This is a genomic window from Methylobacterium sp. PvP105, from assembly GCF_017876975.1.
Lineage (GTDB): Bacteria > Pseudomonadota > Alphaproteobacteria > Rhizobiales > Beijerinckiaceae > Methylobacterium > Methylobacterium radiotolerans.
The window spans coordinates 5069506-5091156 of the sequence record NZ_JAGIPA010000001.1 but is presented as its reverse complement, the minus strand read 5'-3'; the positions used below and the strand labels follow the sequence as shown (position 1 = coordinate 5091156).

General features: G+C 72.0%; 17 protein-coding genes. 7 read left to right on the top strand and 10 right to left on the bottom strand.

Annotation, left to right across the window (positions count from 1 at the left end; translation table 11 throughout):
- Positions 1-5 precede the first annotated feature (5 nt).
- On the bottom strand, positions 6-1328 hold the full coding sequence (locus J3A75_RS24830) for an efflux RND transporter periplasmic adaptor subunit (protein WP_012320621.1): 1323 nt from the start codon (positions 1326-1328) through the stop codon (positions 6-8).
- Positions 1329-1621: 293 nt separating this feature from the next.
- Between J3A75_RS24830 and J3A75_RS24825 the strand changes: the two genes are divergently transcribed.
- From J3A75_RS24825 to J3A75_RS24815, 3 genes are all read left to right on the top strand, one after another.
- Positions 1622-2629 carry a CobW family GTP-binding protein gene (locus J3A75_RS24825; protein WP_012320620.1) on the top strand — a complete coding sequence of 336 codons (1008 nt, stop codon included), beginning with the start codon at positions 1622-1624 and terminating at the stop codon, positions 2627-2629.
- 113 nt (positions 2630-2742) lie between these two features.
- Positions 2743-4017: an O-antigen ligase family protein gene (locus J3A75_RS24820; RefSeq protein WP_070999998.1), complete on the top strand. Its 1275-nt coding sequence runs from the start codon at positions 2743-2745 to the stop codon at positions 4015-4017.
- Between the two features lie 54 nt (positions 4018-4071).
- Positions 4072-7407, top strand: a complete 3336-nt coding sequence (locus J3A75_RS24815; protein ID WP_071000722.1) for a GAF domain-containing hybrid sensor histidine kinase/response regulator — start codon at positions 4072-4074, stop codon at positions 7405-7407.
- 33 nt (positions 7408-7440) lie between these two features.
- On the opposite strand, the gene J3A75_RS24810 is transcribed toward J3A75_RS24815, so the two are convergent.
- From J3A75_RS24810 to maiA, 4 genes are all read right to left on the bottom strand, one after another.
- On the bottom strand, positions 7441-7755 hold the full coding sequence (locus tag J3A75_RS24810; RefSeq protein ID WP_024829175.1) for a hypothetical protein: 315 nt from the start codon (positions 7753-7755) through the stop codon (positions 7441-7443).
- The gene (locus J3A75_RS24805; RefSeq protein ID WP_012320616.1) at positions 7752-8063 is read right to left on the bottom strand and encodes an EthD family reductase; all 312 of its coding nucleotides are present in this window, start codon (positions 8061-8063) and stop codon (positions 7752-7754) included. Before J3A75_RS24805 ends, J3A75_RS24810 begins: the two co-directional genes overlap by 4 nt.
- Before the next feature lie 65 nt (positions 8064-8128).
- Entirely contained in the window at positions 8129-9460 is a 1332-nt protein-coding gene (locus tag J3A75_RS24800; protein WP_024829176.1) for an NAD(P)/FAD-dependent oxidoreductase, read from the bottom strand.
- A 140-nt stretch (positions 9461-9600) separates the two neighbouring features.
- Positions 9601-10248, bottom strand: coding sequence for a maleylacetoacetate isomerase (maiA, locus tag J3A75_RS24795; RefSeq protein ID WP_029359836.1), 648 nt, complete (start codon positions 10246-10248; stop codon positions 9601-9603).
- Positions 10249-10402: 154 nt separating this feature from the next.
- On the opposite strand from maiA, the gene moaB reads away from it, so the two are divergent.
- Positions 10403-10960 (top strand): molybdenum cofactor biosynthesis protein B, encoded by a 558-nt coding sequence (gene moaB, locus J3A75_RS24790; RefSeq protein ID WP_012320613.1) that lies wholly within the window; start codon positions 10403-10405, stop codon positions 10958-10960.
- A gap of 7 nt (positions 10961-10967) precedes the next feature.
- Here moaB and J3A75_RS24785 read toward each other — a convergent pair whose 3' ends face one another.
- Positions 10968-12416 (bottom strand): amino acid permease, encoded by a 1449-nt coding sequence (locus J3A75_RS24785; protein ID WP_070999997.1) that lies wholly within the window; start codon positions 12414-12416, stop codon positions 10968-10970.
- A 149-nt stretch (positions 12417-12565) separates the two neighbouring features.
- Positions 12566-13096 carry a hypothetical protein gene (locus J3A75_RS24780; RefSeq protein WP_012320611.1) on the bottom strand — a complete coding sequence of 177 codons (531 nt, stop codon included), beginning with the start codon at positions 13094-13096 and terminating at the stop codon, positions 12566-12568.
- Positions 13097-13253: 157 nt separating this feature from the next.
- Between J3A75_RS24780 and J3A75_RS24775 the strand changes: the two genes are divergently transcribed.
- Both J3A75_RS24775 and J3A75_RS24770 read left to right on the top strand, forming a co-directional pair.
- Positions 13254-14369: a PA0069 family radical SAM protein gene (locus J3A75_RS24775; RefSeq protein ID WP_070999996.1), complete on the top strand. Its 1116-nt coding sequence runs from the start codon at positions 13254-13256 to the stop codon at positions 14367-14369.
- A gap of 744 nt (positions 14370-15113) precedes the next feature.
- A complete protein-coding gene (locus J3A75_RS24770; protein WP_070999995.1) occupies positions 15114-17216 on the top strand; it encodes a methyl-accepting chemotaxis protein in 2103 nt (700 codons plus the stop codon).
- 15 nt (positions 17217-17231) lie between these two features.
- Here the strand turns inward: J3A75_RS24770 and J3A75_RS24765 are convergent, their stop codons facing one another.
- From J3A75_RS24765 to J3A75_RS24755, 3 genes are read right to left on the bottom strand one after another with little or no spacing between them, the layout of a single operon-like run.
- Positions 17232-17930 carry a ribonuclease HII gene (locus J3A75_RS24765; RefSeq protein WP_012320608.1) on the bottom strand — a complete coding sequence of 233 codons (699 nt, stop codon included), beginning with the start codon at positions 17928-17930 and terminating at the stop codon, positions 17232-17234.
- A gap of 38 nt (positions 17931-17968) precedes the next feature.
- Positions 17969-19015 (bottom strand): glycosyltransferase family 1 protein, encoded by a 1047-nt coding sequence (locus tag J3A75_RS24760; protein WP_209650799.1) that lies wholly within the window; start codon positions 19013-19015, stop codon positions 17969-17971.
- A 10-nt stretch (positions 19016-19025) separates the two neighbouring features.
- A complete protein-coding gene (locus tag J3A75_RS24755; protein ID WP_024829183.1) occupies positions 19026-19841 on the bottom strand; it encodes a UDP-2,3-diacylglucosamine diphosphatase in 816 nt (271 codons plus the stop codon).
- 519 nt (positions 19842-20360) lie between these two features.
- Here J3A75_RS24755 and J3A75_RS24750 point away from each other — a divergent pair.
- Entirely contained in the window at positions 20361-21569 is a 1209-nt protein-coding gene (locus tag J3A75_RS24750; protein WP_012320605.1) for an aminotransferase class V-fold PLP-dependent enzyme, read from the top strand.
- Positions 21570-21651 lie beyond the last annotated feature (82 nt).

The window sequence follows — 21651 nt, the reverse complement described above, 5'->3', positions numbered from 1 at the left end:
CCCGCTCAGGACGCCTTGTCGCCGGTGGCCGCCCGGTCGATGAACAGGGCCCCCCGGGTGACGACCTGCTCGCCCGCGCGCAGGCCCTGCACGACCTGGGCGTTGTCGCCGTTGATCAGGCCGAGCTTGATGTCGCGCGCCTCCACGGCGCCGTCCGGCCGGGCCACCCAGACGTGGGTGCGGTCGCCCTCGTACACGATGGCGGCCACCGGCACGCTCGGGCTCGGCTCGCCCTTGCCGGTGATGATCGTGTAGGTGGCGAACATCTCCGGCCGCAGCACCCGGTCCGGGTTGTCGACCTCGCTGCGCACGGCGAGCCGCCGCGTCGCCGGGTCGAGGCTGGAGGCCATGTAGTTCACCCGGGCCTTGAACACCCGCGCGCCGAAGCCCGCCACCTTCGCCTCGACCTCCTGGCCGATGCGGATCTTCGGGATCTCGCTCTCGCGGACGTTGGCCACGAGCCAGACCGTCGACAGGTCGCCGATCACGAAGACCGGGTCGCTGGAGGCGGAGAGGTACTGTCCGATGCCGACCTTGCGCTGGACGATCGTGCCGGCGATCGGCGCCCGGATCTGCGTCTCGGCGCTCATCGTGCCCTTCTTCTCGAAGGCGGCGATCTCGGCGTCGGTCTTGCCCAACAGGCGCAGGCGGCTCTTCACCGCGTCGAGGGCGCCCTCGGCGGTCTTCAGGTCGCTCTGGGCGGCGATGACGTCGTTCTGCGCCGACTGGTAGTCCTTCAGCGCCGTCGCGTGGGCCTGGAACAGCTCCTGCTGGCGCTGCGCGATGGTCTGGTCGAGCTTCAGGAGCGCCTGCTGCTTCTGGAGGTTGTTCACGGCCGCCTGATAGTCGTTCTGCGCCTGGACCATGTCGGTGGCCTCGAGCGTCAGCAGCACGTCGCCGGCCTTCACGTCGTCGCCGGCGCGGACCAGGACCTTCGTCACCCGGCCGGCATAGGGCGAGACCACCGGGACGTTGTCGTCCTCGTTGAGGGCGATGCGTCCCTCGGCCGTGCCCTCGGGCCGGAACACGAGGTTGGCGACCGGCAGGATCTCGAAGGCGGCGCGCTGCTCCTTGGACGGCCGGAACACCCGCTCCACCGGACCGGCCTTCTCGACGTCGATGCCCGGGTCGGGGTTGCCCGGGGCGAACAGCCCGGTCACCGCCGCGACGAGGTGCGCGACGGTCTCGCGGGTCCGGTCGGGAAACGCGAAGGCGGCGCCGAGGGCGAGCGCGAGCAGCACGACGGCGACCAGCAGGCCGGGCCACCGGCGCCCGCGCGCGGGCACGGTGACGGCCTCGTCCTGGTCCAGCGGATTTCGGGCGTCCATGCGGATGATCTTCTAGGTCCGGGCCGAGAGTCCGGGCTGCGTGACGAGAGTACGATTCGTGACCGGGCGACGCCTACATCAATGCGGTCGCTGGTGCTTTTCTATGGCGCGCCGCGGGAAGATTCCGGCGGTCCCGCGTGCCTAGAGCAAAGCTTGTCAGACAGGCAATCGATCCGGCGCCCCGGTCGCGAAACCGTGTGGCCCCGTCTTCCTTTGACGGGATTTGTTACAATATGACAACGCTCGCGGGTCCAGGCCCGCGCGATCCCGCACCTGCCACCGAAGAACCCGTCATGTCCGATACGAGCAACGCTTCCGTCCCGGCCGCTCCCGGTTCAGCCGCCGGCAAGATCCCGGTCACCGTGCTCACCGGCTATCTCGGCGCGGGCAAGACCACGCTCCTCAACCGGATCCTCACCGAGAACCACGGCAAGCGCTACGCCGTGATCGTCAACGAGTTCGGCGAGATCGGCATCGACAACGACCTCGTCGTCGGCGCGGACGAGGAGGTGTTCGAGATGAACAACGGCTGCGTCTGCTGCACGGTGCGCGGCGACCTGATCCGGATCATGGACGGGCTGGTCAAGCGCCGGGGCAAGTTCGACGCGATCATCGTCGAGACCACCGGGCTCGCCGACCCGGCCCCCGTGGCGCAGACCTTCTTCGTCGACCAGGATGTCGGCGAGGCCGCCCGCCTCGACGCCGTGGTGACGGTGGCCGACGCCAAGTGGCTGTCCGACCGCCTGAAGGACGCGCCCGAGGCGAAGAACCAGATCGCCTTCGCGGACGTGATCCTGCTCAACAAGAGCGACCTCGTCTCCCCGGCCGACCTCGACCGCGTCGAGGCCGAGATCCGCACGATCAACCCGCTGGCCAAGCTCCACCGGACGCAGAACTGCGCGGTGCCCCTCGACGCCGTGCTCGAGCGCAACGCCTTCGACCTCGACCGCATCCTCGACGTCGAGCCCGACTTCCTGGAGGCGGGTCACCACCACCACCACGATTCCGACATCCGCTCGGTCTCGGCGAAGATCGAGGGCGCGGTCGACCCGGACAAGTTCATGCCGTGGATCTCGAACCTGACCCAGTCGCAGGGGCCGGACATCCTGCGGTGCAAGGGGATCGTGGCCTTCCCGGACGAGCCGAAGCGCTTCGTCTTCCAGGGCGTGCACATGATCCTCGACGGCGACGTGCAGGGCGACTGGGGCAAGGACGAGGAGCGGGTCTCGCGGGTGGTGTTCATCGGCCGCAACCTCGATCCGGCGGCGATCAAGGAGGGCTTCGAGGCCTGCCGCGCCTGAACCGGCGGTGCGCCGCCGAGGGGCGCGGCGCGCCGGGAAGGCGATTCTCAACGTTTGGATGGCATCACCGACGGCGCGGGCCAGCGTAACCGGCCCGCGGAGCCCGCGTATCCATGGCCCACACCGCAGCGCCCGCAGGCCCGGTCCCGTCCGGGTCGGTGGGCGGAGTCCCGCTCATCGCGGCCGTCGAGGGGCTGGCCAAGGCGCTGTTCGCGGCGTTCATCTTCTTCGCCTGCTTCGCCTTCTCGGAAACCTCCCCCTACGACGCGGTCGCGATCCCCACGATCCTGCTCTGGCTCTGCCTCGGCGTGCGGCTGCACCGCGGGGCGGTGCCCCTGGTGGCGCTCCTCCTGCTCTACCTCGCGGCCATCGTCACCGCGCTGCTGCCGTACCTGAACGAGGACTTCCCGGTCACCTGGACCGTGCAGCTGATCTACCTCTCGATCACCTGCATCTTCTTCGCCATGTTCTTCGCGGACGACACGCACGCCCGGATGGAGCTGGCGCTCAAGGCCTACACGGCGAGCTGCGTGTTCTCGGCGGCGCTGGGCATCGTCGGCTACCTGCAATGGCTCGGGATCGAGGACCTGTTCTACAAGTACGACCGGGCCTCGGGCACCTTCCAGGACCCGAACGTCTTCGGCTCGTTCCTGACGCTGGGCGCCCTCTACCTGATGCACGGCCTGCTCACCGGCTCCACCCGCCGGCCGCTCGTGTCCCTCGCCGGCCTGCTGGTCATCGTGGCCGGCATCTTCCTGTCGTTCTCGCGCGGGTCCTGGGGCGGGAGCGTCGTCGCGGTGCTCCTGATGGTGGGATCGATCTATGCCGGCAGCGCCTCCCCGCGCCTGCGCCGCCGCATCGTGCTCCTGACCCTCGCGACCCTCGTCCTCGGCACCGCCGCGGTGATCGGGCTGCTCTCGGTCGACCACGTCCACAAGATGTTCGAGACCCGGGCGGCGCTGACCCAGGACTACGACCAGGGCGAGACCGGGCGCTTCGGCAACCAGATCCGCGGCTTCGCCATGCTGCTGGAGCGGCCGTTCGGGATGGGGCCGATGCACTGGCGGCTGACCTTCGGGCTCGAACCGCACAACTCCTACATCGGCTCCTTCGCCAACGGCGGCTGGCTCGGGGGCGCGGTGTTCATCGGCCTCGTGGCGGCGACCGGCCTCGTCGGGTTCCGGCTCCTGGCCCGGCCGTCGCCGGTCCGGGCGCACGCCCAGATCGTCTGGCCGGCGCTGCTGATGTTCTTCCTGCAGGCGGTCCAGATCGACATCGAGAAGTGGCGCCACGTCTACATGATGCTGGGCATGGTCTGGGCGCTGGAGGCCGCGCGGTTGCGCGCGGGCACGCCGCCGCAGGCGGGCGCGCTTGAAACGCGGCGCTAGGCGCGGCATCGCTCGGTGGCGGCCGAGCTGCCGATCGGCACCCGGAGACGGTACGTGAACACACAGCCGGACAGCGAGCGCGACCGGCTCGCGGCCCTCGAGGCCCTCGCGATCCTCGGGACCCCGTCCGAGCCGCATTTCGAGGCCGTCTGCCGGACGGCCCGCCGCCTGTTCGGTGTGCGCACCGCGTTCGTGGCCTTCCTCGACGACACGCATCAGTGGCTCAAGACCCCCTGCGCGGAGGTGCCGACCACGCTGCGGCGGGCGGAGACCTTCTGCCAGCACACGATCCGCAGCGACGCCCTCGTGGTGGTCCCCGATGCCCGGCTCGACGCGCGCTTCCGCGACCTGACCATCGCCGCCGCACCGGGCGGGATCCGGTTCTACGCGGGCATCGCGCTGAGTCTCCAGCCGGGCCTCCGGATCGGGACCCTCTGCCTCGCCGATCCCCGGCCCCGCTTCGATTTCTCCCCCGAGGACGCGGCTGCCCTCCGCGACCTCGCCGAGGTCGTCGTGGCGCATCTGCGCCTCACGGAGGCCAATGTCCGGCGCGACCGGGAGATCGCGCAGGCGGCGATCCGCGAGGCGGTCATCCGGGAGCAGCACCGGGAGATCAACGCGCGGGCCCGCGCCCAGGAGGCGGCGAACCACCAGCTCACCATGGCCGAGCAGCTCGCCAGCGTCGGGAACTGGCGCATCGAGCTCGGGGACGGGCAGCCGGTCTGGTCGGCCAGCCTCTACGCCATCGCGGGCCGCGACCCCGCGACCCCGCCGCCGCACCTCGACGTCTTCGCGGAGATCTACCATCCCGACGACCGTGCCCGGCTGGAGGCGATCGTCGCCGACGCGGTCGCCCGTCGGACCCGGTTCGATTTCGAGGCCCGGCTGCTGCGGCCGGACGGCGAACTCCGCGACGTCGTCGTGCGCGGCATGGCCCGGGGGGAGGGGGCGAGCGCCGGCCTCTTCGGCGTGCTGATCGACGTGACCGAGCGCCGGCGCGCCGAGGACGAGGTGCGCCGCAGCGAGCTGCGCTACCGGGGCCTCGCCGAGGCTCTGCCGCTCCTCGTCTGGACCATGCGGGTCGGGGACGGCCAGGCGACCTACGTGAACGCGCAGTTCCAGGCCTATTACGGGCCGATCGGGCCCGAGCGCGCGGAGCGCCTCGTCCGGAATCACCCGGAGGATGCCGCCGCCATGGAAGCGGCCTGGATCCGGGCCGTCGAGACCGGCACGGGATACAGCGGCCAGTGGCGGATCCGCCGTCACGACGGCGTCTACCGGTGGCACAAGCTCTCGCTGATCCCGATCCGCCTCGATCCGGCGGACGGCGCGGTGGCGGAGTGGCTCGGTACCGCGCTCGACGTCGACGACATCGTCACGGCGCGGCTCGCCGTCGAGGAGGCCCGCGGCCTGCTGGACATCGCCCTCGACGCCGCTGAGGCCGGCACCTGGGACTGGGACATGCGCACGGGGCTCGCCGTCCTCAGCCCGGAAAGCGCGCGGATGCACGGTCTGCCGGATACCGGCGGTGCCCACACGATCTCGGCGTCCGCGTGGACGGCGCTGATCGATCCCGACGACGTGGCCGATGTCTGGACCGAGATCCGGCGGGCGGTCGAGTCCGGCACCCCCTACGCGGCCGAGTTCCGGGTCGGCGCGCGCTGGCTCTACGCGCGGGGCCGGACGCTCTCCGGAGCCGACGGCCAGCCGCAGCGCATGGTCGGCCTCCATCTCGACATCACCGAGCGCAAGGCGGTCGAGGCGGCCCTGCGCACCGCCACGCGGGACGCCGAGGCGGCCCGCACCGAGGCGGAGCGGGCGAGCGCGGCCAAGAGCGAGTTCCTCGCCGCCATGAGCCACGAGATCCGCACCCCGCTGAACGGCATCCTGGGCTACGCCGATCTGCTCCTCGACGGCGACGCGATCCAGAACGAGGACCGGCGCCGCCTGGAGCTGATCCAGAGCTCCGGCGCGGCCCTGCTGACGGTCGTCAACGACATCCTCGACTTCTCGAAGATCGAGGCGGGCGAGCTGACCCTGGATCCGGTCACCTTCCCGCTGGTCTCGATCGTCGACGGCACGGTCTCGATCGTGCGGGGCAGCGCGCTCCGCAGCGGCCTCGCCATCGAGGCCCGGATCGACCCGGCCCTGCCGACCTTCGTGGTCGGCGATGCCGGGCGCCTGCGTCAGGTGCTGCTCAACCTGCTGAACAACGCCGTGAAGTTCACGCCCGAGGGCTCGGTCACGGTGATCGTGGAGCGGGAGGACGCCGGCGGCGCGCCCGGCGGGCGGCCCGGCGACACGGTCCGGTTCTCGGTGGTCGATACCGGCATCGGCATCGCGCCGGCGCAGCAGGACCGGCTGTTCAAGCGGTTCAGCCAGGTCGACGGCTCGATCAGCCGGCGCTTCGGCGGCACCGGCCTCGGCCTCGCGATCTCCCGGCACCTCGTGACGCTCATGGGCGGCGAGATCGGGGTCGAGAGCCGCGAGGGGGCGGGCTCGACCTTCTGGTTCCGGCTGGTGCTGCCCCGCGCCGAGCAGGGCGCCGCGGCCTCGGGCGCCGCGGCCGACGCGGGTGCGCCGCCGCGGCCGCCGCCGGCCGCGGCTCCGGCGGACGGGGATGCCCGGGGGGCGCCGCTGCGGCTGCTGCTCGTCGAGGACGTGCCGCTCAACCAGGAGCTCGCCTGCGCGGTGCTCGAATCCCAGGGCTACGCGGTGGACGTGGCCGGAGACGGCGCCGAGGCGATCACGGCCGTCGGGTCGTCCGTCGCGGCCGGCCGGGCCTACGATCTCGTGCTGATGGACGTCCAGATGCCCCGCGTCGACGGGCTCACGGCCACGCGCCGCATCCGCGCCCTGGCGCCGCCCGCCTGCGACATCCCGATCGTCGCCATGACCGCCAACGTCCTGCCGTCGCAGATCGAGGAGCTGCGCGAGGCCGGGATGGACGATTACGTCGGCAAGCCGTTCCGGCGGGCCGACCTCTTCGCCACGATCAGCCGCTGGACGGCGCCGGGCGCGCGGCGGCCGGCGCGGGCCGAGGAGCCGCGCCGCCTGCCGCAGGTGGATTCGGCGGTGCTCGACGCGGCTGTGCTGACCGAGATGGAGGCGAGCTTCGGGGCCGACCGCGTCGGGGCGCTGCTCGATCTCCTGGCCAACGAGCTGTCCGAACGGTTCCGGCCGAGCGAGACCGACCGCCTGCAGATCGCCCACGACGCGCACGCCCTGGTGGCGGCGGCCGGGCTCCTGGGCTTCGTCGGGCTGTCGAGCCTCTGCCGCGAGGTGGAGGCCGCCGCCCACGCCGGCGCCGACCTGATGCCGCTGATCCGGCGCCTGGAGATCCAGCGAGCGACCGCGCTCCGCGCCATCCGGCAGCTGCGCGCGGCCTGACCCGGTGCGGCGCCCGCCGGCGCCGCACCGCTCTCAGGGGCCTTCCGCCGCGTCGGTCTCGGGCAGCGGGTCGCCGGTCCAGGTCGTCGCGAAGGCGGCGAGCTCCCGCGCGTCGGCGAAGGCCGCCACGGTGACCTCGCGCGCGGCCGGCTCCGCGCCCGGATAGGGCGCCAGCAGGACGCGCACCCGGGCGAGCCGGCCGCCGGGTGCCTTCTCGGCGATCCAGGCCTGCGCCTCCGGCGTGAAGCGCTCCGGGCCGTCGAGGGCCCGGGCGTCGGTGCGCAGCACGACCACGTAGGTGCCGAGGCTCGGATCGGCCTCCTGCACCGCCTTGACGATGTCGATCACGGGTTCTCCGCGAAGTCGTTGAGCTGGACCTGGGCCTGCGCCGAGGTGAAGTTCGGGATGTCGGCGAAGATCTCCTCGCCGTGGGCGGCCACGGCCTTCTTGAAGGCGTCGACCGATTCGAAGGTGAGCAGGGCCATCACCTGGAACGGGGCGGCGCCGCCGTCCGGCGTGCCGGCGCCCTTGACGACCTTCGCGTCGTGGAGGCCGAGGGACGACCAGCGCTCGCGCACCAGCGGCATGTGGTGGCCGAGATAGTAGCCCATGTCGAAGCTCGGGCCGGCCGGGTACATCACGCTTACCAGGATCATGGTGTTTCCTTCCTGTGGCGCGCCCGGTCGATCCGGGCGCCCGTCCTCGGTTCGTACGGCGACGGTCAGTGCAGCTTCACCCGCGGCTCGGTGCGCCGGGTGAGCGCGCGGGCCAGGGTGTCGAGGGCGGTCTTGGCCGTGCCGTGCAGCGCCCGCTCGTGCATCTTGTAGAGCGAGCGGTACATCATCCGGGCGAACAGACCGGCGATGAGCATGTTCTTGCCGCGGACGAAGCCCATCAGGCTGCCCACGGTCGAGTACTCGCCGAGGGAGACCAGCGAGCCGAAATCCTTGTACCGGAACGGCTTCAGCGGCTTGCCGTCGATCTTCGCCTGGATCTGGCCGATCAGGTGGCTCGCCTGCTGGTGGGCCGCCTGCGCGCGCGGCGGCACCGGCGTGTCGGATCCGGCCTCCACCAGGTAGGCGCAGTCGCCGATGGCGAAGATGTCGGGATCGCGGGTCGTCTGCAGCGTCGGCGTCACCACCAGCTGGTTGGTCCGCGTCGTCTCCAGGCCGCCGATGCCCTGCAGGAAGGGCGGCGCCTTCACGCCCGCCGCCCAGACGACCAGCTCGGACGGGATGAAGGTGCCGTCGGCGAGCTGCACGCCGTCAGCGCGCACCTCGGTGACCCGCGCCTTCACGCGCACGTCGACGCCGATCTTGCTGAGGAGCTGCATCACCTCCGCCGAGAGGCGCTGCGGCACCGCCGGCAGGATCCGGTCGGCGGCCTCGACCAGGGTGATGCGGATGTCCTTGCCCGGGTCGATCTTGTCGAGCCCGGTGGAGACGACGTGGCGCAGGGTCCGGTGCAGCTCGGCGGCGAGCTCCGTCCCGGTCGCGCCCGCGCCGATCACCGTGACGTGGAGCTGCCCGGGCCGGACCGGGCCGGCCTGCGTGTGCGCCCGCAGAGAGGCGTTCACCAGACGCTGGTGGAAGCGCACCGCCTGGTCCTGGGTGTCGAGGGCGATGGCGTGCTCGGCGACGCCCGGCGTGCCGAAATCGTTGGTGGTGGAGCCCACCGCCATCACCAGCGTGTCGTAGGGGACGGCGCGCTCGGGCGTGACCTCGCGCCCTTCCGCGTCGTAGCTCGCGGCGAGCTGGATCGTGCGCGCCTCCCGGTCGAGCCCGGTCATCCGCCCGATCCGGTAGCGGAAGCCGTGCATGTGGGCGTGGTGCAGGTAATCCACCGCGTGGTGGCCGACGTCGAGGCTGCCGGCCGCCACCTCGTGGAGCAGCGGCTTCCAGATATGCGTCCGGGCGCGGTCCACGAGGGTGACGTGCGCGCGCTTGCCGCGCCCGAGCTTGTCGCCGAGCTTCGTGACCAGCTGCAGTCCGGCGGCGCCGCCGCCGACCACCACGACGCGATGAAGGCCCGACTCGTTCTCGACGGATGCCATCGACACTCTTTCTCCCCCCGGACCGGGATCAGTCGCCGGCCTCCTTACACGGCCTGGGTTGCCGAATACCACATCGCCGGCCGCGACCCCCGGTCACGAGTGCGACGTCGCGCACCGGGCGGGCGGCGCGCGGAGCCCGGTCACCCCTGCGGGGCGCCCGGCTGGCGCAGCGGGTGTGCCTCCGCGACCGCCGGCAGGGCGAGGCAGGCCTCGGCGATTCGCGCGACCGTCGGGTAGGCCGCCGTGTCGATGCCGAAGATGCCCGTCCCGACCCAGAGGCTGACTAGGCAGAGGTCGGCGTGACTCACCGAATCGCCCTGGCAGAACCGGCCCGTTCCCGGCTCGGTGGCGAGGCGCGTCTCCAGGGTCCGGAGGCCGGTCTCGAAGGCGTTGCGGAGGAAGTCCAGCATGCGCTCCCGTGGCAGGCCGTAATGCTCCATCAGGAAGGTGCGCACCCGGGGCACGTAGAGCGGGTGGGTGTCGCACGCGACCACCTGCGCCAGCGAGCGGGCCCGGGCCCGCGCCCGGGGCTCCTCGGGCAGCAGGCGGACGCCGTCCCGCGTCTCCTCCAGGTAGTCGAGGATCGCCAGCGACTGGGTGAGCGGCGGGCCGTCGCCGTCGAACAGCGCCGGCACCGCGCCCTGCGGGTTGATCCTGCGGAACTCCGGCTTGTGCTGGTCGCCCGCGTCGAGGTCGATGAAGGTCTCCTCGTACGCGATGCCCTTCAGCTTCAGGGCGATCCGCACCCGGAAAGCCGCGGCCGAGCGCCAGTTGCCGTACATGTGCATGGGTGAGCGATCTCCGACGGGGCCGGACGAGCACAGCCGAGTTTGCGGCGGGCCGCAAGGGGGGCGCGGGGGGGGCGCGGGCGCGGCGGCCCCCGGGGGCGACAAGCGGTCCCGCCGGGCCCATATCGGTCTCCCGCACCGGAGAGCCCGCACGATGGCCGATCAGACCGACGCCCGCCGCTTCATTCCCCTGAACATCGCGGTCCTGACCGTCTCCGACACGCGCCGTCCGGAGGACGACCGCTCGGGCGACACCCTGACCCAGCGCCTCACCGAGGCGGGGCACAGTCTGGCGGCCCGGTCCATCGTTCCGGACGAGATCCCGGCGATCCGCGAGCGGGTGGAGGCGTGGCTGCGCGATCCCGGCGTCGACGTGGTGATCACCACCGGCGGGACCGGCTTCACCGGCCGCGACGTCACCCCCGAGGCGCTGGAGCCGCTGTTCGAGAAGCGCATGGACGGCTTCTCGGCCGTGTTCCACCGGATCTCGTACGACAAGATCGGCACCTCGACCCTGCAATCCCGCGCCACCGCGGGGGTCGCGCGGGCGACCTACGTGTTCGTGCTGCCGGGCTCGCCCGGCGCCTGCCGCGACGCCTGGGACGGGATCCTGGCCCAGCAGCTCGACTACCGGCACCGGCCCTGCAACTTCGTCGAGATCATGCCGCGCCTCGACGAGCACCTGCGGCGCGGCGCGAGCCTCACCGTGTGAGGCGGCGCTAGGCCAGATTCCCCTCCTTGCGGCGCAGGACAGAGTGCTTGCGGCCGTAGAAGAAGTACACGACGAGGCCGATCGCCATCCAGATCACCAGCCGCAGCCACGTGTCGAGGGGCAGGCCGATCATCAGGAGCAGGCAGGACAGGATGCCCAGGATCGGCACGACCGGCACGGCGGGCGCCCGGAACGGCCGCTTCATGTGGCGCTCGGCGCGCCGCAGGTAGAGCACCGAGCCGCAGACGAGGATGAAGGCGGCGAGCGTGCCGATGCTGACCATCTCGCCGAGGATGTGGATCGGCACCAGGGCCGCCACCACGGCGACCGCGGCCCCGATGAGCGCCTGGCTGCGATACGGCGTCTGGTAGGTCGGGTGGACGTGGGAGAACATCTTCGGCAGCAGGCCGTCCTGGGCCATGGTGAAGAAGATCCGGCTCTGGCCGTAGAGCAGGACGAGGATCACCGTGGTCAGCCCGGTCAGCGCCCCGAGCTTGATCAGGAGGGCGAACCAGCCGATGCCGATCATGTCGACGCCCTTGGCGATCGGGTCCGGGACGTTCAGCTCCTTGTAGGGCACGAGCCCGGTGAGCACGGCGGCGACGAGCACGTACAGGATCGTGCAGACCGCCAGCGAGCCCAGGATGCCGATCGGCATGTCCTTCTGGGGTCTGCGCGCCTCCTGGGCGGCGGTCGAGACCGCGTCGAAGCCGATGAACGCGAAAAACACCACGCCCGCGCCGCGCAGGACGCCGCTGGTGCCGAAATGTCCGAAGGTCCCGTCGTTCTCGGGGATCAGCGGGCTCCAGTTGGCGGCGTTCACATGGCTCCAGCCGAGAACGATGAAGGCGATCACGACGGTGAGCTTCACCGCGACCATGACGTTGTTGAAGCGCGCCGATTCCTTCGTGCCCCGCATCAGCAGGATCGTGATCAGCGCCACGATCAGCACGGCCGGCAGGTTGAACAGGGCGGTCCCGCCGCCCTCGATCGGCGTGCCCGGCGCGTTGGCGAACTGCGCGGGGATCACGATGCCGACACTCTTGAGGATGCTGGTCATGTAGCCCGACCAGCCGACCGCCACGGTGGCGGCGCCCATGGCGTATTCGAGGATCAGGTCCCAGCCGATCAGCCACGCGAAGAACTCGCCGAGCGTCGCGTAGGTGTAGGTGTAGCTCGAGCCGGCGACCGGGATCAGCGCGGCCATCTCGGAGTAGCAGAGGCCGACGAAGGCGCAGGCGATGCCGCCGAGCACGAAGGACAGCATGATCCCCGGCCCGGCATACTGGGCCGCGGCGGTGCCGGTGAGGACGAAGATGCCGGCGCCGATGATCGCCCCGATACCCATCGCGGTGATCGAGAGGGCGCCGAGCGACTTCGAGAGCTGCTGCTCGCCCTCGCCGCTCTCGACGATGTCGTCGACCGACTTCCGCCCCATCAGGCCCGACGAATCCATGGCACCATCCTTCCAAGTCGGGGAGATTCAGCGCGCGTCGACACGGCCGGAGGCGGCGCCGTTTCTGCCGCGCTTCCAGAGTTGTAGCGGCAGATCGACCGACAACAACGTGAGCCGGCGCAAGATTCGCACGGTCGCGATTCTTCCGGTCAGGCGCGCTCGATCCGGGCGATCAGCGGCCTGACCTTGAGGCGGCCCGCGAACGCGCCCTCGGCCCGCAGGGCCTCGCGCCGGACGACGTCGCCGGCCCGGGCCTGCCGGGCGCCGGCGACGGTCTCCGTGCGCCTGACGAGGCGGCCGAGCCAACCCCCGGCCGGGCGGTGCAGGCGGCCGAGCGCCGTCTCCGGCCGCGCCGTCCCGACGAAGCGGTCGAGGGTGCGGATCCAGCCCTCGGCCGGGACGTCGCCCGCCTCCAGGCACAGGATCCAGTCCCGCCGGGCCGCGACGGCGCCCGCCGCGTAGGGATTGCCGCCCCGGTGCAGCACGAGGGTCGCACCCGTGGCCTCCGCGACGGCCGCCACGGCCTCGCTCTCGCGGCCCGCGACGATCACCGCGTCGCCGACGAGGCCGCCGGCCACGCCGGAGACGAGCACGCTGAGCGTGTCGGCCAGGCGATCGATCGCGTCCGGCTCGGCCGGGTCGGCCAGATAGGTCACGGCGGAGAGCATGAGCGCGCGCATAGACGATTCTGCGGCGCCGTAAACTGCCCTGCCGTCTCCGCGCGGACGCGCCGCTGCCCGGACGGGCCACGGAGCCGGATTTGCCTGAAAAAGAGGCGATCGCCGGCGGTTTGTTCGTTGTATGTTCCGATCGGTTTCCGGAGTGGGGCGAGTCGGGATGGTGGACACGCGCGACGGAACCGCGTCCGGGACCGTGACGCGACTCGGCCCGAGCGCCGCGGATCCGGCCGCCCGGCGCGGGCGCGGCGCGACGGCCAACCCGACCGGCCGGTACGAATCTGCCCGGCGCGAGGCGTTCCACGACGGGACCTGGACGGCGGACCCTCCGGCGCCCCTGCGCACGCAGGTCACGCCGGAGCGGTCCGCCCGGATCATCGCGCGCAACGGCTCGCCCGACATCCCGTTCGATCGGTCGATCAACCCGTACCGGGGCTGCGAGCACGGCTGCATCTACTGCTACGCGCGCCCCACCCATGCCTGGCTCGGCCTTTCGCCGGGGCTCGATTTCGAGTCGCGGATCTTCACCAAGCCGGACGCCGCCCGGCTCCTCGCCCGCGAGATCGCCGCGCCGGGCTACCGGCCAGAGACGATCGCCCTCGGCACCGCCACGGATCCCTATCAGCCGGTCGAGCGGGAGCACCGGCTCACCCGCGGGGTGCTGGAGGTGCTGCGAGAGGCCCGCCATCCCGTCAGCATCACCACCAAGTCGGACCTCGTGCTGCGCGACCTCGACCTTCTGGCCGAGATGGCGGCGGACGACCTCGTGCTGGCGGCGATCTCGCTGCCGACGCTGGATCCGGACCTCGCCCGCCGCCTCGACCCGCGGGCGCCGCGGCCGGACAAGCGGCTCGCGGCGATGCGGGCGCTGAGCGCGGCGGGAGTGCCCGTCATGGTCAACGTCTCGCCGATCATCCCCGGCCTGACCGATCACGAGATCGAGTCGATCCTGGCCGAGGCGCGCGCGCACGGGGCGAGCCGCATCGGCCACGCGCTGCTGCGCCTCCCCGGCGAAGTCGCCGACCTCGTGGCCGACTGGTTCGCCGAGCACTATCCGGAGCGCCGGGCGCGGACCTTCGCACTCCTGCGGGACGCCCGGGGCGGGCGCGAGAACGACCCGCGCTTCGGCCACCGCTTCCGCGGGGAGGGGGCCTACGCGGCGATGATCGGCCAGCGGGTCCGACTCGCCGGCACCCGTCTCGGCTTCGCCTTCGGACGGATGGATCTGAACCGCGACGCGTTCCGCAAGCCCGGCTCGCAGCTTGTGCTGCTCTGAAACGCGACCGACGCGGTGTCGCCCGCGCGCGAGGCGGCGGATCTGCCCGATTACCATATCTCCTCGATAAATTCAGTAGTTGTTCCATGATCGTCGTCAATATATTAAATAGGAGTTATATTTGTTCCGCGGTTGTGAATGTTTTTTATAGCGCGATGTTCTATGATGCATAACCTAGGAACGTAAGGTTGACATCTGTTGTTTTGTGAGTCAAATGCCGGGAATGATGAGCTTTTGTGGTGCATAATGAGTCCGCAAGGATTAATATATTGTATTAATGCAAGATACTGAGGTCGATGCTGTGCGTAGAAAAGGGATTGTGTTCGGCGTTTGTGTCCTCCGATCGCGCCTCTGTACCGCGCGCGCGGTGATCCGGTCGCGGGCGAGCCGCGCTCCGCGGCCCTGCCCGATGCGGCCGGTCGCGGCTGCTGGCCTCCCTTGAGGCGGTGGAGTCTCCGGACGCCGACCTCGATGCCGACCGGGCGCGCTTCCTGTCCGATGACCGGACCGGGATCGCCGGCGAGCCCGCGACCTCGCCGCGCCCTCCGGGCGAACCGGGCCGGCGCCGCGTCGGGGTGCCCCTGGGGGCCGGCCGTCCCCGGATCGCGCGGTCACAGCCCCCGGGGGCCGTCGTGTCGCTCAGCCTTTCCGGCGACCGAGGCCGACCGGCCGCCCTGCTCGAACCGGGCAGCCCGGCGGCGGGCCGCATGTCTCGACGCACTGCGAAGAGAGAACTCAACCCTCATGCTGCGTCTTCCGCGTCCTTCAATCGGCACGATCCTGTGCGCGATCCTGTTCTCACTCAGCGCCCTACTGCTGGCCGCGGGCGCCCGGACGGCACACGATGCCCGCGCGCAGGAGCGGGAGAGCCGCCGCGTGGTCGCGCTCACGGAAGGCAGCCGGATCCTCCTCGAGGTCCTGCTCGCCGTGCGCCTCGAGCGGGCACGGACTCTGCAAGCGCTGATCGCCGCGGGCAGGATCCCGCCCGCCGACGCGGCCCTGATCGCCCGGCAGCGCGCGACCCGGACCGAACGGCTGGAGGCTCTCCTGATCCTGGTGCGCGCGATCGACACCGCCGCGGTGGCGAAGACGGTCGATCCGCTCCGACGCGCGCACGAGGCCGTCACCGGCCTGTCCGCGCGGATCGACGCGGCCCTCTCGGTCCCGATCGCGGAGCGCGCCGCCGCGACGGCGGAGGTCGCCGCGACCGCTTTCCGGGATCTGCTCGACGCGCTCTCGGCGACCAGCGGGGCCGTCGACGTCACGATCCCGCGCCGCGACGCGGCGCTGGCCCGCGCCCTGGACATCAAGCGTGCCGCCTGGATCACGCGGGTCGCGATCGGCGGCAACGTGGCGCGGGCCGAGACGGCCGTGACGCGGGGGACGGGCTGGTCCGAGGAGGAGCGCCTCGCCGAGGCCGAGGAGCGCGGCCGCGTCGCGGCGAGCTGGGCGAACCTCGTCGAACACATGGACGACACGCTGCCGCGGGAGGTCCAGGACGCCTTCGTGAGGGCGGGCGCCAGCAACTTCGAGGGCGAGGTCGCGGCGCGGCGGCAGGCCCTGCGGGCGGCCCTGAGCCGGGGCCAGTCGCCGGGCGTCGCGATCCAGGACCTGCGTGACCGCAACACGCGGGAGGTCAACACCATCGCCGACCTCGCCCAGGCGGCGCTGAACGCGATGGTCGCCCGCGCGCAGGCGCTCGCCGCGGAGGCGGAGGCGACGCTGCTCCACACCAGCCTGTTCCTGGCCGCCTCGGTGGTGCTCGCCGGTGTCGGCGCCGTCACGGTCTTCCGCCGCGTGCTCGGACCGCTGCGGGCCATGATCCGGGCGATGCGGGCGCTCGCCTCCGGGAACGTCGCCGTGGAGATCCCGGCCCGCGGACGGCGGGACGAGATCGGCGCGATGGCGGCGGCCGTGCAGGTCTTCCGCGACAACCTCGTCCGCACCCGCGCCCTGGAGGCGGACGCGGCCGAGGCGGCGCGCGCCGCAGAGGCGCAGCGCCGGACGATGACGCACACGCTGGCGCAGACCTTCGAGGCGGCGGTGGCCGGCATCGTCGGGCAGGTCTCCGCAGCCGCGACCGAGCTGCAGACCACGGCCTGGCAGATGACCACGACCGCCCAGGAGACCGCCAGCCAGTCCGATACCGTGGCCGCCGCCGCCGAGGAGGCCTCTGCCGGCGTCAGGACCGCCGCCGCCGCGGTGGAGGAGCTCGGCACCTCCGTCCAGGAGATCGGCCGGCAGGTCCAGGGCTCGTCCGAACTGGCCCGGATCGCGGTCGGCGAGGCCGACCAGACGGCCGCCCTGGTGGCGGCGCTCAACGCGTCCGTCGCCCGGGTCGACGCCGTCGTCGAACTGATCGCCGGCATCGCCGCTCAGACGAACCTGCTCGCGCTCAACGCCACGATCGAGGCGGCGCGGGCCGGTCAGGCCGGGCGCGGCTTCGCGGTGGTCGCCACCGAGGTCAAGGAGCTGGCCGCTCAGACCGGCCGCGCCACCGACGAGATCGGCCGGCAGATCGGCGAGATCCGGACCGTGACCGGTCAGGCGGTGCGGGCGATCGGCACGATCACCGGCCGGATCGGCGAGATCGACACCGTGGCCGCCGCCATCGCGGCCGCGGTGGAGCAGCAGGGGGCGGCCACGCGGGAGATCGTCCGCAACGTCGCCCAGGCCAGTGTTGGCACGCAGGAGGTGACCGGCAACATCGCCGGGGTGGCGCAGGCGGCCGACCAGACCGGGCGCGCGGCCGACCACGTGCTCACGGCCGCCACCGCGCTCACGCGTCAGTCGGAGGAACTCGCCGCGGAGGTCCACCGCTTCCTGGCGGGCGTCCGGGCCGCGTGACCCGTCTTGCCCGGCTCAGTCGAACCCGCGGGTGAAGCTGAGCCGGTGATGCGCGCTGCGCCCGAGCTGCGTCAGGCCGGCGCGGTGGACGGCCGTCCCGTAGCCGACGTTCCGCTCCCAGCCGTAGCCGGGATGGCGCCGGGCGAGGCGCCGCATCAGCTGGTCCCGGAGCACCTTGGCGACGATCGAGGCGGCGGCGATCTGCGGCACGAGGTGGTCGCCGCCGATCACGGCGCGGCCGGGCAGGCCCGGCAGGGCGTCGCGCCCGTCGACCAGCACGGGCGCGGCGAGGCCGAGCCGCGCCACCGCCCGCGCCATGGCGTCGAGGGTCGCGCCGCGGATGTTGATCCGGTCGATCAGGGCGCGCGATCCCGCCGCTACCGCGACCCGCGCGTGGGCGCGGATCAGGGGCGCCAGCCGCTCCCGCACCGGCTCGGGAACGCGCTTGCTGTCGTCGAGGGCCGCGAGCAGGTCGGGCGGGATCGCCGTCGGATCGAACCAGACCGCGGCCACCACCACCGGTCCGCAGAGCGCGCCGCGCCCGACCTCGTCGCAGCCGATCGCCGCCGGATACGCGGCGGCCCGGGCGGGATCGAACGGGCCAGCGCCCGGGGACCGGGTCCTGACGGACGCGCGCGGTCCGGCGGTCGATCCAGTGGGCGGTCCGGCGTGCGGCTTGGCGTGCGGCTTGGCGAACGATTTGGCGGACGGCATCGCGCCGTCCTGCCATCCCGCGCGGGCGCCGTCACGCGTCAGGCGGCGTCCCGGGTGCTCCGGGCACCGCCATGCGCCTCGACGATGTTGCCGAAGAACTGCCGGGCGCTCACGTTCCAGCCGCAGCGCAGCGCCTCGGCCCGGCACTCGGCGCGCGACAGGCGCAAAGCCGCCAGCGCGGCGACCCGCAGATCCGGGTCGAGCACCCCGACCCGGGTGCCGCCGACGACGTCGTTGGGGCCCGGCACCGGGAAGGCCGCCACCGGGAGGCCGCTGGCCAGCGCCTCCAGGAGCACGATGCCGAACGTGTCGGTGAGGCTCGGGAAGACGAAGACGTCGCAGGCCGCGTAGACGGCCGAGAGGTCCGCGCCGGTGCGGGTGCCGAGGAAGCGGGCCTCCGGCGCGAGCGCCTGCAGCCGCGCGCGGTCCGGCCCGTCGCCGACCACCACTTTCGTGCCGGGCAGATCGAGGCTCAGGAAGGCCGCGACGTTCTTCTCCACCGCCAGCCGCCCGACGTAGAGGAACAGCGGCCCCGGCAGGCCGGCGAGTTCCGCCGGCGCGGGCGTCCCGGGCTCGGCCGGCCGGAACCGCTCCGTGTCCACGCCCCGAGTCCAGCGCATCAGGCGGCCGAAGCCCCGCGCCGCGAGCTCGCCCTGGAGCGAGGCGGTGCTGACCATCGTCCCCCGGGCGGCGCCGTGGAACCGGCGCAGATACGCGTAGGACCACGCCTCCGGCACCGGGGCGCGGGCGGCGAGGTATTCCGGGAAGCGCGTGTGGTAGCTCGTCGTGAAGGGCAGGCCGTGCGCGAGGCAGTGCCGGCGCGCCGCGAGGCCCACCGGCCCCTCCGTGGCGATGTGCACGTGGCTCGGCCGCTCGGCCCGCCAGCGCGCCGCCACCCGCTCGCGCCCGGCATAGGCGAGGCGGATCTCGGGGTAGCCCGGCAGCGGCAGCGAGCGGAAATCCGCCACCGACAGCAGGGCCGTGGCGAAGCCGTGCTCCGGCGCGCGGCGGACCATCTGCTCGAGGGAGCGCACGACGCCGTTCACCTGGGGGTGCCACGCGTCGCTGGCGATCAGGAGCTTCACGGCGGCGCCCTCACGCCACCGCGCGCCGGCCCGGCAGGGTCTGCGGCACGATCTCGGCCGCCCGCGCCCGCAGGAGGCTCGGGTAGTGCAGCACCTCGATGCGGCCGTCGTAGTGCTCCACGAGCCCCGTGCAGGATTCCACCCAGTCGCCGGTGTTGAGGTAGCGCAGGTCGCCGATCGGCCGGTCGGCCGCGTGGTGGATGTGGCCGCAGATCACCCCGTCGGCGCCCTGGCGGCGCGCCTCCTCGGCCAGGATCGTCTCGAAGCGGCCGATGAAGCTCACGGCGTTCTTGACGCGCAGCTTCGCCCAGGCGGAGAGCGACCAGTAGGACAGGCCGAGACGCCGCCGCACCTTGTTGATCAGCGTGTTGAGCGAGAGCGCCAGCGTGTAGGCGCCGTCGCCCAGATGGGCGAGCCACGGCGAGTGGCGCACGACCATGTCGAACTGGTCGCCGTGGATGACGAGGTAGCGCTTGCCGTCGGCCGCCTCGTGGATCGCGGTCTCGGCCAGCTCGATGCCGCCGAAGCTCGTGCCCACGTAGTCGCGCAGGAACTCGTCGTGGTTACCCGGCAGGTAGACGATCCGCGCGCCCTTGCGGACCTTGCGCAGGAGCTTCTGCACGACGTCGTTGTGCTCCTGCGGCCAGTACCAGCCCGAGCGCAGCTGCCAGCCGTCCACGATGTCGCCGACGAGGTAGATCGTGTCGGCGTCGTAGTCCTTCAGGAACGACAGCAGCAGGCCGGCCTGGCAGCCGCGCGTGCCGAGATGCAGGTCGGACAGGAACAGCGTCCGCACGCGGACCGGCATCTCCTCAACCTCGGCCACGGCACCCTCTCCCGGCGGCTGTACGGTGCCGGGATCCAGAGCGCGATCCGATCTCAGTTTGATGACGCGGGTTCGGACGGGGCGGAAAGACTTCGGTGTGCGGTGCCGCGAAGCCTCTCAACCGGAGCTCGACTTCGTTGCGTCGCACAAAAAATTTTTTTGGCAAGTTCCGGAAGTTTTTCCGGTTTTCCTTTCGAGCTTCACCGCCTCATAATACCAAGAACCGGCCGCTCGGCACGAGCACGGCCGGACCTTGACAGGAAGGCGGCGAGGACGGCCCTGGAGCCGTTGGACGGGACGGCAATTCGGAGGCGACCGGCGCGCGGGGGCGCGCCGCGACGCGAGCGGCGTGAGGCCGCCTGCCGCTCCGCGGAGACCCCCCGATCACGGCAGAGGATGGCGTTCGAGGGGGTGCGGCGCGAGCCGCTTTCGACGGCGCCGGACCGACTCCCTGAGGACGCTTGGACAACCCGGCGCGGGTTCACGCCCGCGCGCAATGGACTTTTCGGAGGAAACATCATGGCCGCAACCCGGCGCCCCGGTCGCAACCACCTCTTCATCCCGGGCCCCACCAACATCCCGGAGCGCGTCCTGCGCGCCATGCACGTGCCGTCGGAGGATCACCGGTCGCCGAGCTTCCCCGAGCTGGTGAAGCCACTGCTGCAGGACTCCAAGATGGTGTTCGGCTCGACCAACGGGACGGTCATCCTGTTCCCGTCCTCGGGCACCGGCATCTGGGAATCGGCCCTGTCCAACACCCTCTGCCGCGGCGACAAGGTGCTCACCGCCCGCTACGGCCAGTTCAGCCACCTCTGGGTCGACATGGCCCAGCGCCTCGGCCTCGACGTGATCGTCCAGGAGGAGGAGTGGGGCGCGGGCGCCGACCCGCAGAAGATCGAGGAGGCGCTGCGCGCCGACAAGGACCACGCCATCAAGGCCGTGATGGTCGTCCACAACGAGACCGCCACGGGCGTCACCAGCGACATCGGCGCGGTGCGCAAGGCGATCGACGCCGCCGGCCACCCGGCGCTGCTGTTCGTGGACGGCATCTCGTCGATCGGCTCGCTGCCGTTCAAGATGGACGAGTGGGGCGTCGACTGCGCCATCGCGGGCTCGCAGAAGGGCTTCATGCTCCCGGCCGGCCTCGGCCTGATCTGCATCAGCCCGAAGGCGCTCAAGATCGCCGAGGGCGGCACCGGCCGCAACGACCGGCTCGGCCACGCCTACTTCGCCTGGAAGGACCAGCTGGCCGCCAACGCCACCGGCTACTTCCCCTACACCCCCGTCCTGCCGCTGCTCTACGGCCTGCGCGAGGCGCTGGCGATCGTGAAGGAGGAGGGGCTGGAGAACGTCTACCACCGCCATCACGTGCTCGCCGAGGCGACCCGTCAGGCCGTGGCGGCCTGGGGCCTCAAGCCCTGCGCCAAGGAGCCCAAGTGGAACTCCGACACGGTCACGGCGATCGTGGTGCCGGAGGGTGCCGACGCCGCCAAGGTGATCACCCACGCCTACGAGCGCTACAACCTGTCGCTCGGTGCCGGCCTGTCGAAAGTCGCCGGCAAGGTGTTCCGCATCGGCCACCTCGGCGACCTGAACGAGCTGTCGCTGCTGGGCGCCATCGCGGGCGCCGAGATGGCCATGCTCGATTGCGGCATCAAGGTCACGCCGGGCTCGGGCGTCGCCGCCGCCTCCAGCTACCTGCGCGAGAATCCGCTGCATAAGGCGTGAACTGCGCACGCGATCGGGGCGGGACCGGGTTGCCGGGCCCGCCCCGACGCGCAAGTAAGAACAAGACTATCGAGGAAACCGC